The 15,942-nt window shown below is 70.1% G+C and carries 11 protein-coding genes; 5 read left to right on the forward strand and 6 right to left on the reverse strand.

Translation table 11 applies throughout. The features are described from left to right. Nucleotides 1–11 precede the first annotated feature (11 nt). Nucleotides 12–1,214 carry a DNA polymerase IV gene (gene dinB / locus NF20_RS21635; RefSeq protein WP_033711122.1) on the forward strand — a complete coding sequence of 401 codons (1,203 nt, stop codon included), beginning with the start codon at nt 12–14 and terminating at the stop codon, nt 1,212–1,214. A 6-nt stretch (nt 1,215–1,220) separates the two neighbouring features. On the opposite strand, the gene NF20_RS21640 is transcribed toward dinB, so the two are convergent. Then, nucleotides 1,221–2,225, reverse strand: coding sequence for a PHP domain-containing protein (locus NF20_RS21640; RefSeq protein ID WP_011723382.1), 1,005 nt, complete (start codon nt 2,223–2,225; stop codon nt 1,221–1,223). A 78-nt stretch (nt 2,226–2,303) separates the two neighbouring features. Further along, nucleotides 2,304–2,744, reverse strand: a complete 441-nt coding sequence (locus tag NF20_RS21645; RefSeq protein WP_033711121.1) for a hypothetical protein — start codon at nt 2,742–2,744, stop codon at nt 2,304–2,306. A gap of 51 nt (nt 2,745–2,795) precedes the next feature. Between NF20_RS21645 and NF20_RS21650 the strand changes: the two genes are divergently transcribed. After that, a complete protein-coding gene (locus tag NF20_RS21650) occupies nt 2,796–3,647 on the forward strand; it encodes an LLM class F420-dependent oxidoreductase (protein WP_033711119.1) in 852 nt (283 codons plus the stop codon). 361 nt (nt 3,648–4,008) lie between these two features. Here NF20_RS21650 and NF20_RS21655 read toward each other — a convergent pair whose 3' ends face one another. Then, nucleotides 4,009–5,484: a glutamate synthase subunit beta gene (locus tag NF20_RS21655; protein ID WP_033711118.1), complete on the reverse strand. Its 1,476-nt coding sequence runs from the start codon at nt 5,482–5,484 to the stop codon at nt 4,009–4,011. Next, a complete protein-coding gene (gene gltB / locus NF20_RS21660; RefSeq protein ID WP_009974399.1) occupies nt 5,477–10,060 on the reverse strand; it encodes a glutamate synthase large subunit in 4,584 nt (1,527 codons plus the stop codon). Before gltB ends, NF20_RS21655 begins: the two co-directional genes overlap by 8 nt. Nucleotides 10,061–10,679: 619 nt before the next feature. Here gltB and NF20_RS21665 point away from each other — a divergent pair. Further along, the gene (locus NF20_RS21665) at nt 10,680–11,819 is read left to right on the forward strand and encodes a MinD/ParA family ATP-binding protein (RefSeq protein ID WP_033717488.1); all 1,140 of its coding nucleotides are present in this window, start codon (nt 10,680–10,682) and stop codon (nt 11,817–11,819) included. On the opposite strand, the gene sigI is transcribed toward NF20_RS21665, so the two are convergent. Then, on the reverse strand, nt 11,816–12,673 hold the full coding sequence (gene sigI, locus NF20_RS21670) for an RNA polymerase sigma factor SigI (protein ID WP_023900475.1): 858 nt from the start codon (nt 12,671–12,673) through the stop codon (nt 11,816–11,818). The genes NF20_RS21665 and sigI overlap by 4 nt on opposite strands. A gap of 112 nt (nt 12,674–12,785) precedes the next feature. On the opposite strand from sigI, the gene NF20_RS21675 reads away from it, so the two are divergent. Further along, a complete protein-coding gene (locus tag NF20_RS21675) occupies nt 12,786–13,646 on the forward strand; it encodes an NAD(P)H-binding protein (RefSeq protein WP_023900476.1) in 861 nt (286 codons plus the stop codon). 1 nt (nt 13,647) lies between these two features. Continuing rightward, nucleotides 13,648–14,088, forward strand: a complete 441-nt coding sequence (locus NF20_RS21680; protein WP_011723374.1) for a nitroreductase family deazaflavin-dependent oxidoreductase — start codon at nt 13,648–13,650, stop codon at nt 14,086–14,088. A 13-nt stretch (nt 14,089–14,101) separates the two neighbouring features. Here NF20_RS21680 and eccA2 read toward each other — a convergent pair whose 3' ends face one another. Further along, entirely contained in the window at nt 14,102–15,940 is a 1,839-nt protein-coding gene (eccA2, locus tag NF20_RS21685) for a type VII secretion system ESX-2 AAA family ATPase EccA2 (RefSeq protein WP_050485424.1), read from the reverse strand. Nucleotides 15,941–15,942: the final 2 nt, after the last annotated feature.

Genomic DNA, 15,942 nt, shown 5'->3' on the forward strand with positions numbered 1-15,942 from the left:
CATGCGAACATATGTTCGTGCGGTGTGATGCGTCCATCCTGCACGCCGACCTGGACTCCTTCTACGCGTCGGTCGAGCAGCGCGACGACCCGACGCTGCGCGGCCGGCCGGTGATCGTCGGCGGCGGCGTGGTGCTGGCGGCCAGCTACGAGGCCAAGGCTTACGGCGTGCGGACCGCGATGGGCGGGGCGCAGGCCCGCCGGCTCTGCCCGCACGCCGTGGTGGTGCCGCCGCGGATGCACGCCTACAGCCGGGCCAGCGACGCCGTTTTCCGGGTGTTCCGCGAGTGCACCCCGCTGGTGGAGCCGCTGTCGGTCGACGAGGCGTTCCTCGATGTGGGCGGGCTGCGCCGGGTGTCCGGCACGCCGGTGGACATCGCGCAGCGGCTGCGCGCCGACGTGCGCGACCGGGTCGGGCTGCCGATCACCGTCGGGATCGCCCGGACCAAGTTCCTGGCCAAGGTGGCCAGCCAGCAGGCCAAGCCGGACGGGCTGTTGCTGGTGCCGCCCGATCAGGAGCTGGCCTTCCTGCGCCCGCTGCCGGTGCGCCGGCTGTGGGGCGTAGGGGCGGTGACGGCCGAGAAGCTGCGCGCGCACGGCATCGCCACCGTGGCCGACGTGGCCGAGCTCAGCGAGTCGACGCTGGGCTCGATGGTGGGCGCCGCGATGGGCCGGCAGCTCTACGCGCTGTCCCGCAACATCGACCGCAGGCGGGTGAGCACCGGTGTGCGGCGCCGGTCGGTCGGCGCCCAGCGGGCGCTGGGCCGGGCCGGAAACACCATGTCGGACAGCGAGATCGACGCCGTGGTGGTCAACCTGATCGACCGCATCACCGGCCGCATGCGCGCCGCCGGGCGCACCGGTCGCACCGTGGTGCTGCGGCTGCGCTTCGACGACTTCACCCGGGTGACCCGCTCGCACACCCTGCCGTGGGCCACGTCGTCCACCGCGCCGATCCTGGCCGCCGCCCGGCGGCTGGTGGCGGGCGCGGCGCCGATGATCGCGCGGCGCGGGCTGACGCTGGTCGGCTTCGCCGTGTCGGGCATCGACCGCGACGGCGCCCAGCAGTTGATGCTGCCGTTCCAGGGTCGGCCGCCAGATGCCATCGACGCCGCGATCGACCGGGTGCGGCGCCGCTACGGCAAGGCGGCGCTGACGCCGGCGGTGTTGCTGGGCCGCGACCCGGGACTCGAGATGCCGCACCTGCCGGACTGATCGGACCTAGCCGGCCGTCCACTCCAGCAGCCGTTCGGCCGGCCAGGTGTTGACGATCCGGTCGACGGGCACCCCGGCGTCCAGGGCGCGCTGGGCGCCGTAGCCGAGGAATTCCAGCTGGCCCGGCGCGTGCGCATCGGTGTCGATGCTGAACACGCAGCCCATCTCCAGCGCCAGGTTCAGCAGCCGGGTCGGCGGGTCGCGGCGTTCCGGCCGGGAGTTGATCTCCACCGCGGTGCCGTGCTCGCGGCAGGCGGTGAACACCGCCTCGGCGTCGAACTTGGACTCCGGCCGGATGCCGCGGTTGCCGGACACCAACCGGCCGGTGCAGTGGCCGAGCACGTCGGCGTGCGGATTTTGCACGGCGCGCAGCATCCGGCGGGTCATCGCGGCGGAATCCATCGACAGCTTGGAGTGCACGCTGGCCACCACGACGTCGAGCCGCTCCAGCAGTTCGGGTTCCTGGTCCAGCCCGCCGTCCTCGAGGATGTCCACCTCGATCCCGGTCAGGATGCGCATCGGCGCGACGGTGTCCTGCAGCCGGTCGATCACGTCGAGCTGCTTGCGCAGCCGCTCCGGCGACAGGCCGTTGGCGATGGTCAGCCGCGGCGAATGGTCGGTCAGCGCGCAGTATTCGTGCCCGAGCGCCGCCGCGGCGGCCATCATCTCCTCGATCGGCGCCGAACCGTCCGACCAGTTCGAGTGCACATGCAGATCGCCGCGCAGCGCCGAACGGATATCGCCGCCACCGAGATCCTCTGCGGCAGAACGCAATTCGACCAGCATGTCGGGTTCGCGACCGGACCAGGCCTGCGCGATCACCTTGGCGGTCTTGGGTCCGATGCCGGGCAGCGACTGCCAGCTGTTGGCCTGCCCGTGGCGCTCCCGCGTCGCCTCGTCGAGGCCCTCGATGACATCGGCCGCGTTGCGGTAGGCCATCACCCGCCTGGGGTCGTGGCGGCTGCGGTCCTTGTAGTACGCGATCTGCCGCAGCGCAACTACCGGGTCCATGACTCCAGTGTGCCCGCGCGGTGACCGCCAGCGCGGAGAAGCCGGGCGCCGCAGATCACCGCCGAACCCCCGCGCGCATCACCACAGCTGTCCGGCGACGAACCCGGCGAACAGCACGCCGAACCCGCCGATCTCCCCGACGATCAGCGCGGCCATCGACCACCGCAGTCCGGCGGTGGGGCGCTCGAACTGGTTGACAGTGTCGCGCCGCGCGCCGTGGCCGATGTAGGCCAGGATGGCCGCCAGGAAGAAGAAGACCAGCACCCCGGCCGCGGCCAGGTTCACCGACACCGGCCAGGCGCTCAGTTGCACGAACACCGCGATCAGCAGCGTGGCGAACGAGTACAGCAGCGCCGCCCGGTGCGCGATATCGACGTAGGGATGCGCAAGGTGGTTCTCCGAGGTCATCATCTCGCGGTACTTCCACACGCCCAGGATCAGCGCGAGCAAAAAGATCAGCCCCGCGGCCAGCAGGGTGATCTTGGTGTCGAGTCCCAGGGAGCCACAACCGAACGTCATCAGAACGTCGAGTTTAGTTGTCCTTCATAAAGACCGACTAACGTCGGCGTCATGCGATTCGCCTTCAAGACCTCCCCGCAGAACACCACCTGGGCCCAGATGCTGGCCGTCTGGCAAGCGGCCGACGACATCGACGTCTACGAATCCGGCTGGACGTTCGACCACTTCTACCCGATCTTCTCCGACAGCAGCGGCCCCTGCCTGGAGGGCTGGACGACGCTGACCGCGCTGGCGCAGGCCACCAAGCGGCTGCGGCTGGGCACCCTGGTCACCGGGATCCACTACCGCCACCCCGCGGTGCTGGCCAACATGGCCGCCGCGGTCGACATCATCTCCGGCGGCCGGCTCGAGCTGGGTATCGGCGCCGGCTGGAACGAGGAGGAGTCCGGCGCCTACGGCATCGAACTGGGCAGCATCCGGGAACGCTTCGACCGCTTCGAGGAGGCGTGCGCGGTGCTGACCAGCCTGCTCAGCCAGGAGGCCACCGACTTCGACGGCAAGTTCTACCAGCTCAAGGGGGCCCGCAACGAGCCGAAGGGACCGCAGCGGCCGCACCCGCCGATCTGCATCGGCGGCAGCGGGGAGAAGCGCACCCTGCGGATCACCGCCCGCTACGCCCAGCACTGGAACTTCGTCGGCGGCCCGCCGGACGTCTTCGCCCACAAGCGCGACGTGCTGGCCTCGCACTGCGCGGACATCGGGCGCGATCCCAAGGAGATCCTGCTCTCGGCGCACCTGCGGCTGGAGCCGGACCTGGACTACGGCAAGGTCATCGACGACGCGGCCGCGCTGGCCGCCGAGGGATTGGATCTCGGCATCGTCTACCTGCCGCCGCCGCACGACCCCGCGGTGCTGGAGCCGCTCGCCGAGGCGATCCGCGACTCGGGTTTATTGCGTTCCTGAGGCACCCGCCCGCCGGGCCCGCCGCGAGCAAACACACCGGGGGTCGGGCGCCACGTCGGCCCGGCGATCACACACCGAACAGCAGAAGGTCCTGCGCGGTGACCAGACGCTCGTGCTTGGCGGGGAACTCGCGGCTCTTCACCGGATGACGCAGCCATGACCAGGCGATTCGCCCCATCCGCGACCGAGGTACTGGATTGATATGCACAACGAACACTCCTGCGGTCGGTCCTTCAACCGGGAAACCGGTGTGACCCCCCTGTGAGCGGGCTCACAACGGGTTATTAGACACCAACGCCCTGGCAAACTGTGGAAGACGCGCCGAGCGAAACCGGTCGTGTTTCTGGTGTGACTGGTGTTACTACTGCAGCGGTACCGCGGTGGGTTTGACCGGCGCCGGCAGCGCGGTGGCGCCCATCAGGAACCGATCCGCCGCCGCCGCGGCCGCCCGGCCCTCAGCTATCGCCCAGACGATCAACGACTGGCCGCGACCCATGTCCCCGGCCACGAACACGCCCGGAATCGAGGTGTCGAAATCGGCGCCGCGCGCGACGTTGCCACGCTCGGTGAACTTCACCCCGAGGTCGGTGAGCAGGCCCTCCTTCTCGGGGCCGACGAATCCCATCGCCAGCAGCACCAGGTCGGCCTCGAGTTCGAACTCCGAGCCCTCGACCTTGACGAACATGCCGTCCTCCATGGTCACCTCGTGCGCCTTGAGCGCCGTGACGCGACCGTTCTCGCCGACGAACTCCTCGGTGTTGACCGAGAACACCCGCTCGCCGCCCTCCTCGTGCGCCGAGGACACCCGGTACATCAGCGGGTAGGTCGGCCACGGGGTGGACGGGGCACGGGTGTCCGGCGGACGCGGCATGATCTCGAACTGGTGCACCTCGGTGGCGCCCTGCCGGTGCACGGTGCCCAGGCAGTCGGCGCCGGTGTCGCCGCCGCCGATGATGATGACCTTCTTGCCCTTGGCGGTGATCGGCGGCTGCCCGTCGGCGTCCATGTCGGCCTCGTCCAGGTCGCCCGAGGCTTGCCGGTTGCCCCACGGCAAGAACTCCATCGCCTGGTGGATGCCGTCCAGCTCCCGGCCGGGAATGGGCAGATCCCGCCAGGCGGTGGCGCCGCCGGCCAGCACGACGGCGTCGAAATCGGCGCGCAGCTGGTCCGCGGTGATGTCGACACCGACGTTGACGCCGGCGCGGAATTCGGTTCCCTCGGCGCGCATCTGGTCCAGCCGGCGGTCCAGGACCCGCTTTTCCATCTTGAATTCCGGGATGCCGTAGCGCAGCAGCCCGCCGATCTTGTCGGACCGCTCGAAGACGGTGACGCTGTGCCCGGCCCGGGTCAGCTGCTGGGCGGCGGCCAGACCCGCCGGGCCGGAGCCGACCACGGCGACCTTCTTGCCGGTCAGCTTGTCCGGCGGCAGCGGCTGCACCCAGCCCTCGTCGAAGGCGTTGTCGATGATCTCCAGCTCGATCTGCTTGATCGTCACCGGGTCCTGGTTGATGCCGAGCACGCAGGCCGGCTCGCACGGAGCCGGGCACAGCCGCCCGGTGAAGTCCGGGAAGTTGTTGGTGGCGTGCAGCCGCTCGATGGCGTCGCGCCACCGCCCGGTGCGCACCAGGTCATTCCACTCCGGGATCAGGTTGCCCAGCGGACAACCGTTGTGGCAGAACGGAATACCGCAGTCCATGCATCGAGTGGCCTGCTCGCGCAGGGTCCCGTGGTCGAATTCCTCGTAGACCTCTCGCCAGTCGCGCAACCGCAGCGGGACAGGCCGGCGCTTCGGCAGTTCCCGATGCGTGTATTTCAGGAAGCCGCTCGGATCAGCCATGCGCGGCCGCCATGATCGCCTTGTCGACATCGCCGCCGTCACGTTCGGCTTCGGCGATGGCCTGCAGCACCCGCTTGTAGTCGCGCGGCATCACCTTGACGAAGTGCCGCTGCTGTTGCGCCCAGTCGCCCAGAATCCGCTGGCCCACAGCGGAATCCGTGGCGTCGACGTGTGCCTGAATCATGCCGTGCAGCCACTCGATGTCATCGTCGTCCAAGCTCTCGAGCTCGACCATCTCCGCGTTGAGATGTTGCGGGAATTCGCCGGGCGGGTCGTAGATGTAGGCCACACCGCCGGACATTCCGGCCGCGAAGTTGCGGCCGGTGCGGCCGAGCACGACGACCTTGCCGCCCGTCATGTATTCGCAGCCGTGGTCGCCGACGCCCTCGACGACGGCGTGCGCCCCGGAGTTGCGGACCGCGAACCGCTCGCCGACGACACCGCGCAGGTACGCCTCCCCGCTGGTGGCGCCGAACAGGATCACGTTGCCGCCGATGATGTTGTCCTCGGCGACGTAGTCGGCCGGCGCGTTGTCCGACGGCCGGACCACGATCCGGCCACCGGACAGGCCCTTGCCCACGTAGTCGTTGGCGTCGCCGTAGACCCGCAGGGTGATGCCGCGCGGCACGAACGCGCCGAAGCTGTTGCCCGCCGACCCGTCGAAGGTGATGTCGATGGTGCCGTCCGGCAACCCTTGGCCGCCATAGGCTTTGGTCACCTCGTGGCCGAGCATGGTGCCCACCGTGCGGTTGACGTTGCTGATCGTGGTGGAGAACCGCACCGGCTTGCCGGAGTCCAGCGCCTCGCGGCTCATCACGATCAACTGCTGGTCGAGCGCCTTGTCCAGGCCGTGGTCCTGGCGTGAGCTGCAGTACAGGTCCTGGTTCATGAACGCCGATTCCGGCTCGTGCAGCACCGGGCCCAGGTCCAGCCGGTGCGCCTTCCAATGCGCCCGCGCCAGCGTGGTGTCCAGCGACTTCACCTGGCCGACGGCCTCGTTGAGGGTGCGGAATCCCAACTGCGCCATGTATTCCCGGACTTCTTCGGCGATGAACATGAAGAAGTTCTCCACGAACTCGGGCTTGCCGGTGAACCGTTCCCGCAGCACCGGGTTCTGGGTGGCCACGCCGACGGGACAGGTGTCCAGGTGGCAGACCCGCATCATGATGCAGCCGGACACCACCAGCGGCGCGGTGGCGAAGCCGAATTCCTCGGCGCCCAGCAGCGCCGCGATCATTACGTCGCGTCCGGTCTTGAGCTGGCCGTCGACCTGGACGACGATCCGGTCGCGTAATCCGTTCAGCAGCAACGTCTGCTGCGTCTCGGCCAGCCCCAGCTCCCAGGGCGCGCCGGCATGCTTCATCGAGGTGAGCGGGGTGGCGCCGGTGCCGCCGTCGTGACCGGAGATCAGCACCACGTCGGCGTGCGCCTTGGACACGCCCGCGGCCACCGTGCCGACGCCGTTCTCCGAGACCAGCTTGACGTGCACCCGGGCGGCCGGGTTGGCGTTCTTCAGGTCGTGGATCAGCTGGGCCAGGTCCTCGATGGAGTAGATGTCGTGGTGCGGCGGCGGCGAGATCAGGCCGACACCGGGGGTGGAGTGCCGCACCTCGGCCACCCACGGGTACACCTTGTGCCCCGGAAGTTGGCCGCCCTCACCGGGTTTCGCACCCTGGGCCATCTTGATCTGAATGTCGGTGCAGTTCGTCAGGTAGTGCGAGGTGACACCGAACCGGCCCGAGGCGACCTGCTTGATGGCGCTGCGCCGCCAGCTGCCGTCGGGGTCGCGGTCGAAGCGCTTGACGTCCTCGCCGCCCTCGCCGCTGTTGGATCGTCCGCCCAGCCGGTTCATGGCGATGGCCAGCGTCTCGTGCGCCTCGGCGGAGATCGAGCCGTAGCTCATCGCCCCGGTCGAGAAGCGCTTGACGATCTCGCTCGCCGGCTCGACCTCTTCCAGCGGAACCGGCGGCCGCACCCCGGCGCGGAACTTGAGCAGGCCGCGCAGCGACGCCATCCGCTCGCTCTGGTCGTCGACCAGCCGGGTGTAGTCCTTGAAGATCTTGTACTGGCCGGTGCGGGTGGCGTGCTGCAGCTTGAACACGGTCTCCGGGTTGAACAGGTGGTACTCGCCCTCGCGGCGCCACTGGTATTCCCCGCCCACCTCGAGCTCGCGGTGCGCGCGTTCGTTGGGGCGGTCCAGGTAGGCCAGCGCGTGCCGGGCGGCGACGTCGGCGGCGATGTCGTCCAGGGTGATGCCGCCGATGGGGCAGCTCAGCCCGGTGAAGTACTCGTCGAGCACGTCCTCGGAAATGCCGACCGCCTGGAACAACTGCGCGCCGGTGTAGGAGGCCAGCGTCGAAATGCCCATCTTGGACATCACTTTCAGCACACCCTTGCCGGCGGCCTTGACGTAGTTGTTCAGCGCGGTGTTGCGGTCGATGCCCTCGATGACGCCGCGGTCGAGCATGTCCTCGATCGACTCGAACACCATGTAGGGGTTGATCGCCGCGGCGCCGAAGCCGACCAGGGCGGCCATGTGGTGCACCTCGCGGGCGTCGCCGCTTTCCACCACCAGGCCGACGTGCGTGCGGGTCCGGTCGCGCACCAGGTGGTGGTGCACCCCGGCCACCGCCAGCAGCGACGGGATGGGCGCCATCTTCTCGTCGGATTCGCGGTCGGACAGGATGATCACCCGCGCGCCGTCGGCGATCGCCGCCGAGGCCTGCGCGCGCACGTCCTCCAGGGCGGCGGCCAGCCCGGCGCCGCCCTCGGCCACCGGGTACAGGCAGCGAATCACCTTGGAACGCATGCCATGTGGGCGCCCGTTGACCTCGTCGTCGGGGTTCAGGTTGACCAGCTTCGCCAGCTCACGGTTACGCAGGATCGGCTGGGACAGCACGATCTGGTGACACGACAGCTCGGTCGGGGTGAGCAGGTCGCGCTCGCCGCCGGTGGTGCCCTGCAGGCTGGTCACCACCTCCTCGCGGATGGCGTCCAGCGGCGGGTTGGTCACCTGCGCGAAGAGTTGCTGGAAGTAGTCGTAGAGCATCCGCGGCCGCTGCGAGAGCACCGCGACCGGGGTGTCGGTGCCCATCGACCCGATCGGCTCGGCGCCGGTACGCACCATCGGCGCCACCAACAGGTTCAGTTCCTCGTAGGTGTAGCCAAAGGTCTGCTGCCGCTTGACCAGTCGGTCGTGCGGCATCCGCTTGTAGTCGCCCTGCGGCAGGTCGTCGAGCGGGACCAGGTTGCGGTCCAGCCACTCCTGGTAGGGGTGCTCGGCGGCCAGCTCCGCCTTGATCTCCTCGTCGGAGACGATCCGGCCCTGGGCGGTGTCCACCAGGAACATCCGGCCGGGCTGCAACCGCATCCGGCGCACCACCGTGGCCGGGTCCAGATCCAACACACCGGCCTCCGACGCCATCACCACCAAGCCGTCCTCGGTGACCCAGATCCGCGAGGGGCGCAAGCCGTTTCGGTCGAGCACCGCGCCGATGACGGTGCCGTCGGTGAAGGTCATCGACGCCGGGCCGTCCCAGGGCTCCATCAACGAGGCGTGGTACTGGTAGAACGCCCGCCGGGCGGGGTCCATCGACTCGTGCCGTTCCCAGGCCTCGGGGATCATCATCAACACCGCGTGGGCCAGGCTGCGCCCACCGAGGTGGAGCAGCTCGAGCACCTCGTCGAAACGCGCGGTGTCCGAGGCGCCCGGGGTGCAGATCGGGAACAGCTTCTCGACGTCGGCCTCGGTGCCGAACACGTCGGTCTTGATCAGCGCCTCGCGCGCCCGCATCCAGTTCTCGTTGCCGGTGACGGTGTTGATCTCACCGTTGTGCGCGATGCGCCGGAACGGGTGCGCCAGCGGCCACGACGGAAAAGTGTTGGTGGAGAAGCGGGAGTGCACGATGCCCAGCGCGCTGGTCAACCGGTCGTCTTGCAGGTCGAGGTAGAACGCCTTGAGCTGCGGGGTGGTCAGCATGCCTTTGTACACGAAGGTCTGACCGGAAAGGCTTGGGAAGTAAACGGTTTCGCGTCCGGGACCGTCTTGGCCCGGGCCCTTGGTGCCGAGCTCGTGCTCGGCGCGCTTGCGCACCAGGTAGGCGCGGCGCTCCAGCGTCATCCCCGAGGCGCCGGCCATGAACACCTGCCGGAAGGTGGGCATGGCGTCGCGCGACAGCGCGCCCAGCGACGAGTCGTCGGTGGGGACGTTGCGCCAGCCCAACACCGTCAGGCCCTCGGCCTCGGCGATCTTTTCCACTGCGGCACAAGCGGTCGCGGCGTCCTTGGACGACTGCGGCAAAAACGCGATACCGGTGGCGTAGCTGCCCTCGGGCGGCAGCTCGAAGTCCACCACCTCGCGCAAGAAGGCGTCGGGAACCTGGATCAGGATGCCGGCGCCGTCACCGCTGCGCGGCTCGGCGCCCTGGGCACCCCGGTGTTCGAGGTTGAGCAACGCGGTGATCGCCTTGTCGACGATGTCGCGGCTGCGTCGGCCGTGCATGTCGACGACCATGGCTACCCCGCACGCGTCGTGCTCGAACGCGGGGTTGTACAACCCGGCGCGCTTGGGCGTCATATGCACCTGACCCTTCACCTGAACGTTCTGCGCGGCCGTTGGCAGCGGCCCCGACGAGGTCACACCGGAGGTTGCGGTAGAACCCCGTCGGCCTTGTCTCGATGGGCTGTGCGCCAGGCGGAGATGATCCTGTTGGGGACGTCCGTGCAGCTTTGAACGGTGGCCTGGAACCGGTCTCGACAAGTCGTAAAACGATATGACAATACCCGCCTGACATGCCAACTTCGACAAGTCTAACCGCCGGTGGGCGGCGCCGAAAAATTTCGCTGCCGCCACCCGACGCCGCGGCGGCCGGGCCGCCGACCGGGGCCGGGAATTCTCGGCGCAACAGCGCCGATCCCGGGTGAGGCGCGGCGGGCGGCTCCCGCCGACGCGAGTTTGCTGGTGAGCGGCGTGTGGGCGCCGGCGGCGGCTTTGGCACGCGGGTATCGGCCCGGCCCGTGTCCCGGCGGGGTTTGCAGGTGCCGACCCGGTAGGGCGCGCGGGCCGGTGAGGCGATACTGGACGGGTATCGGTCACATCCGGCGTCGCACGGTGGACCGTGGCGCTCATCACGTGACGAGCCCGCCGCGGCCGGGCCACCGCCGCGACGATCGACGGCCTGGCATCCGAGGAGCCCATGAACGAGCGCGACGAATTCCTGCGGGACCGTCTGCAGCCCGAGCGGCCGAGCGCCCGGCCGCGGCCGAGGCGCCGCCGCCCCGGTCGCCTCGCGCCCCGCGCCGCCGCGGCCCCGACGCCGCCCAACGCCCCGACCCGGCCGCCGGCACCGCCACGTTTCGCCCGCACCCGCCCGCCGCGGCCGGCTCCCGCGGCGCCCACGCCGCGGCCGCAGCCTTCCGCCGCGCCGCAACTGCCCGACCGCGGTTGGCGACGCGCCCTGCGGCTCGCCACGTTCGGCCTGATCGACCTGGGCCCATCCCCCGCCCAACGCCGCGAGGCGCAATTCGTGCAGGCCATCCAGGCCCGCCTGTACGGCAACTACAAGGTCGGCGTGCTCGGCAAGGGCGGGGTGGGAAAGACGTCGGTGGCCGCCAGCGTCGGCTCGCTGTTCGCCGAGCTGCGCCGGCAGGACCACGTCGTGGCGATCGACGCCGACACCGCGTTCGGGCGGCTGGGCAGCCGCATCGATCCGGCGTCGACGGGCTCGTTCTGGGAGCTCACCGCCGACCAGAACCTGCGGTCGTTCGACGACGTGGTGGCCCGGCTGGGCCGCAACGCCGCGGGCCTGCACGTGCTCGGCGGCGAGCCGGCGTCGGGTCCCCGCCGGGTGCTCGATCCGGCGATCTACCGGGAGGCTACGCGGCGGCTGGACCGGCACTTCACCATCTCGGTGATCGACTGCGGCTCGACCATGGACGCGCCGCTCACCCAGGAGGTGCTGCGCGACCTCGACGCGCTGATCGTGGTGTCCTCCCCGTGGGCCGACGGCGCGTCGGCCGCCGCGAGAACCCTGGAGTGGCTGGCCGATCACGGCCTGACGACGCTGCTGACCAACAGCCTCGTGGTGCTCAACGATTCGGACGGCCACGCCGACAAGCGCACCCGGGCGCTGCTCGCCCGCGAGTTCGTCGACCACGGCCGCCCGGTGATCGAGGTGCCGTTCGATCCCCATCTGCGCCCCGGTGGCGTGATCGACGTGAACGGTGAGATGGCCCCGGCCACCCGGCGCAAGTTCCTCGAGGTGACGGCGACGATCGCCGGCTACTTCGCCCGCCGCCCCGACCGTTCCGCCGACCGGCGCCCGCCGGAACACTAGCCGGCGCTGCGGGCCGCCGGGTCGGCGATCGCCTCGATCTTGACCACCCGCGCGTCGCGGATGCTGAGCACGATGACGGCGAACAGCCGGCGTTGGCTGAACGCCAGCAGCACCGGCGCCCCGGCCGGCCCGCCGACCAGGGTGACGTCCGGCCACAGGTAGCGAAGCAGGTTGGTGGCCACCGCATCCGGGCCGTGGTTGACCTGCGGCGGCGGGGCCGGGTCGGCGAGGACGGTGCCCACACCCCAGACCGTCGGATCCAGCACGGCGGCCAACCCGGCCAGGTCCCCGTTGGCGCATGCGGTGATGAACTTCTCGGTGACCCGCTGATGCTCGGCCGCGCCCACGGTGTTCAGCTTCGGTTGCGCGGCAACGAATTTCGCCCGGGCGCGCCGGGCCAGCTGGCGGCAGGTGCCAACCGGGCGACCCACGGTGTGCGCGATGGCCTCGAAGGGCACCCCGAACACGTCGTGCAGCACGAAGCTGACCCGCTCCCCCGGGCTGAGCCTGCGCAGCACCTCCAGCAGCGCGGTGCGGACCTCGTCGTCGAGGGTGATCCGGTCGGCCGGGTCGAACCGCGGCGGGGCCGGCTGCTCGCCGACATCGCCCGGACGTTCGTGTCGCGCGCGGGCCGAGCGCAGCTGGTCCAGGCAGAGCCGGCTGGCCACCACGGTCAGCCAGCCCCGCATGTCGTCGATGTCGCCCGCGGCGGACAGCCGCAGGAATGCCTCCTGCGCAACGTCTTCCGCGTCGCCGATGTCGCCCAGCATCTGGTAGGCGAGGTTGACCAGGTAGGGGCGGTGACGACGCCAGGCCTCGGCGACCTGGTCGTCGGCTGACGGCGACCGGTTCATGACTCTTCGACGATCTGCTGCCGCAAAAAGTTACCCGTTCTTCCGGTGTAACTTTCCCACCTTTGGCCCCGTCCTTGCAGCAGTGGACGAAACACCTGGAAGGAACACGCACATGACAATCGTCGTCACCGGGGCCACCGGCAACGTGGGGCGCCCGCTGGTCACCGCGCTGCTCGCCGCCGGCGCACCGGTCCGGGCGGTCACCCGCCGATCCGGACCGGCCGGATTCCCGGCACAGGTCGAGCTCTTCGATACCGCCGCCGACGCGCTACCGGGCGCCTCCGCGGTCTTCCTGAATTCCCGGGCGTTGGGCGGGCAGCTCGAGGACGTCGTGGCCCGGTGCGCGCGCGGCGGGGTCACGAAGCTGGTTGCGCTGTCGGCGATCAACGCCGACGACGACTTCTCCCGCCAGCCGTCCCGATCTCGCGGCGACCGCAACAGGGAGGTAGAACAGCTCGCCGTTGGCTCCGGTCTGGCGTGGGTGAGCCTGCGGCCCACCGTGTTCGCGACGAACTTCGCCGGCATGTGGTCGGCGCAGCTGCGCGAAGGCGACGTGGTCGCCGGGCCGTATGCGGCGGCGTCCTCGGCGCCGATCGTCGAGACCGACATCGCCGACGTCGCAGCGGACGCCCTGCTCACCGATGACCTTGTCGGACAACGGATCCCGCTGACCGGGCCGCAGGCGTTGAGCAACGCCCAGTTGGTCGAGGTGATCGGGACCGTGCTGGGCCGGTCGCTGCGGTACCGGGAGATCCCCGCCGCAGCGGTGCGGCAGCGGTTCGTCGGGTTGGGCCTGGGCGCCGGTTTCGCCGACGCCTACCTCGCCATGCTCGCCGAAACCCTGGACAAACCCGCCCTGGTCACCCACGACGTCGAGAAAATCCTTGGGCGCCCGGCACTTCCGTTCGCCCACTGGGTCGCCACGCACCGCGACCTGTTCGACCGCCGCAATGAACGCAAGGAAGGAGTCTGACATGACCGCACTACGTCCCCCGCGTTACCTCAAACCGATGAACAAGGTGATGATGGCCGTGCAGCGGCTGGGCATCCCGACCGGGCCGGCCATGGTGCTCACCGTGCCCGGGCGCAAGTCGGGTCAGCCGCGCAGCACGCCGATGACGCCGTTCGAGTTCCGGGGCGGCCTGTACGTGGTGGCCGGCTATCCCGGCGCCGACTGGGCGGCCAACGCCCGCGCCGCGGGCACCGGCACGCTGCGCCGGGGCCGGCGGTCCCGGCGCGTCCGCATCGTCGAACTGTCCGCCGACGAAGCCCGGCCGGTGCTGCGCGAGTTCCCCGCCAAGGTCCCGGTCGGGGTGGGGTTCGCGAAACGGTCGGGGCTGGTGCGCGACGGCACGGCCGACGAATTCGAGGCGCTGGCAGGGCAACTCGCCGTCTTCCGCTTCGACCCGGCGTGACGGCGGGCGCCGCTCACCAGACGATGGCGGCCATGTCGCGGTTGTCCGAACACACGCTGCGCACCGCCGCCTCGATGTCGGCGGCGGTGATGATCTTGAGGTCGTCCACCGTGACCGGTTGGCCGGCACGCTTCTGCGCGACCACCCGGGTGTCGCGGAAGCCCTCGGCGCGTTCGACGACGTTGCGGGCGAACCGGCCGTTCTGCATCGCGTCGATGCCGTGCCGGCCGCCGGGAGTGGTGTAGTTGCGGATGGTGGTCGCCGCGTCCAGCAGCGTCTCGCGCGCGGCCTCGTCGAGCAGGCTGGCGCGCGGGGTGGCGTAGCGGTGCGCGATCTCGACGATCTCGGCCGGCGAGTAGGACTCGAACCGCAGCTTGCGGTTGAACCGGCCCGCCAAACCCGGGTTGACGGTGAGGAATTGGTCCACCTGGTCTTCGTAGCCGGCGCCGATGAAGCAGAAGTCGAAGCGGTGCGCCTCCAGGGCGACCAGCAGCTGGTTGACCGCCTCCATGCCGATCATGTCGGGCGTACCGTCCTGATGCCGCTCGATCAGCGAGTAGAACTCGTCCATGAAAATGATTCGGCCCAAGGACTTTTCGATCAACTCGTTGGTCTTGGGGCCCGACTCGCCGATGAAGTGCCCGCAGAAGTCCGATCGGCGCACCTCGCGGATCTCGGGGTGGCGCACGATTCCCATGCCGGCGTAGATCTTGCCCAGCGCCTCGGCGGTGGTCGTCTTACCGGTGCCCGGCGGGCCGACCAGCAGCATGTGGTTGGTCTGGCCCTCCACCGGCAGGCCGTGCTCGAGGCGCATCATCCGCACTTCGAGTTGGTCCTCCAGCGCGGCGACCGCCTGTTTGACCGCGGCCAGCCCCACCTGTTTGGCCAGCAGCCGGCGGCCCTCGGCCAGCAGCTCGGCGCGCCGCTCGGCGGCGGCGTCGTCATCGAGCTCGTCGCGGCTCTTGGCCGACGAGGCGTCCCACCGGTCGGTGCGGCTGTCGATGGTTTGTTCGTCGGTGATCACCAGGTGCAGGTTCGGGTCGGCCAGTGCCTCCTTGGCGGGCTCGGTGAGGACGCCGTTGATGGTGGCCTTGGACAGCCAGATCTGGGCCTTGTCCTCCTCGCCCAGCTGGCGGTGCACCATCCCACGCACGTAGGCCAGATCGGCGACCAGCAGCGGGATGTCGGCCGGGCCGATGGACGCGGTCAGCACATCGGCGTCGAAGCGCGACGACGCCTGGGTCTGCCCGATGACGTCGACCCGGTCCAGCCAGTCCAGCGCCACCCGCCCCTGGCCCAGGTGGGCGGCGGCGTGCGCGGCCAGCGCGCAGATCGAGGCCGTCACCGCCGACATGATGATGGCCTGCGGCGGCAACTCCTCCGCGGCCGTCAACAACACATCCGGCCAGCGCTGCGTCCGGTACATCAAGAAGGTGCGGGCCAGCTGGTGCCACTGGTAGTTGGTCCACGAGTCCAGCAGGTCGCGGTTGGCCAGCAGCTTGTCGGCCTCGGCGTACTCCCCGGCGATGGTCAGCGCGGACGACAGCGCCAGCCCGACCTGCGAGGCGTCGGTGACGGTGATGCCGATGTAGGGGCCCAGCTGGATCTCGGCGGCCAGGGTCTGCCCGATCCGGGTGGTCTCGCGGTGCAGCCATTCGCTGGTGGCGTAGAGCTTGCGCAGCGACGCCAGGTCGCTGTCGCCGCACGCGATGCGCCCCAGCCACGCGTCGGCCATCGACGGGTCGGCGTCGGTGGCGGCGACGAACTCCGGCAACGCGGCCGCCCGCCCCTGGCGGCTCATGATCGCCATGGCGCGGTCGAAATGCCTTCGGGCAGCTTGCAAATCACCCATCA

The sequence above is a fragment of the Mycobacterium sp. MAC_080597_8934 genome, from assembly GCF_000523975.1.
Classification (GTDB): Bacteria; Actinomycetota; Actinomycetes; order Mycobacteriales; family Mycobacteriaceae; genus Mycobacterium; species Mycobacterium avium.

Bases quoted from the DNA above. Each gene is read 5' to 3' on its own strand.
- dinB (WP_033711122.1), top strand. From the start codon at position 12: ATGTTCGTGCGGTGTGATGCGTCCATCCTGCACGCCGACCTGGACTCC.
- NF20_RS21640 (WP_011723382.1), bottom strand. From the start codon at position 2,225: ATGGACCCGGTAGTTGCGCTGCGGCAGATCGCGTACTACAAGGACCGC.
- NF20_RS21645 (WP_033711121.1), bottom strand. From the start codon at position 2,744: ATGACGTTCGGTTGTGGCTCCCTGGGACTCGACACCAAGATCACCCTG.
- NF20_RS21650 (WP_033711119.1), top strand. From the start codon at position 2,796: ATGCGATTCGCCTTCAAGACCTCCCCGCAGAACACCACCTGGGCCCAG.
- NF20_RS21655 (WP_033711118.1), bottom strand. From the start codon at position 5,484: ATGGCTGATCCGAGCGGCTTCCTGAAATACACGCATCGGGAACTGCCG.
- gltB (WP_009974399.1), bottom strand. From the start codon at position 10,060: ATGACGCCCAAGCGCGCCGGGTTGTACAACCCCGCGTTCGAGCACGAC.
- NF20_RS21665 (WP_033717488.1), top strand. From the start codon at position 10,680: ATGAACGAGCGCGACGAATTCCTGCGGGACCGTCTGCAGCCCGAGCGG.
- sigI (WP_023900475.1), bottom strand. From the start codon at position 12,673: ATGAACCGGTCGCCGTCAGCCGACGACCAGGTCGCCGAGGCCTGGCGT.
- NF20_RS21675 (WP_023900476.1), top strand. From the start codon at position 12,786: ATGACAATCGTCGTCACCGGGGCCACCGGCAACGTGGGGCGCCCGCTG.
- NF20_RS21680 (WP_011723374.1), top strand. From the start codon at position 13,648: ATGACCGCACTACGTCCCCCGCGTTACCTCAAACCGATGAACAAGGTG.
- eccA2 (WP_050485424.1), bottom strand. From the start codon at position 15,940: ATGGGTGATTTGCAAGCTGCCCGAAGGCATTTCGACCGCGCCATGGCG.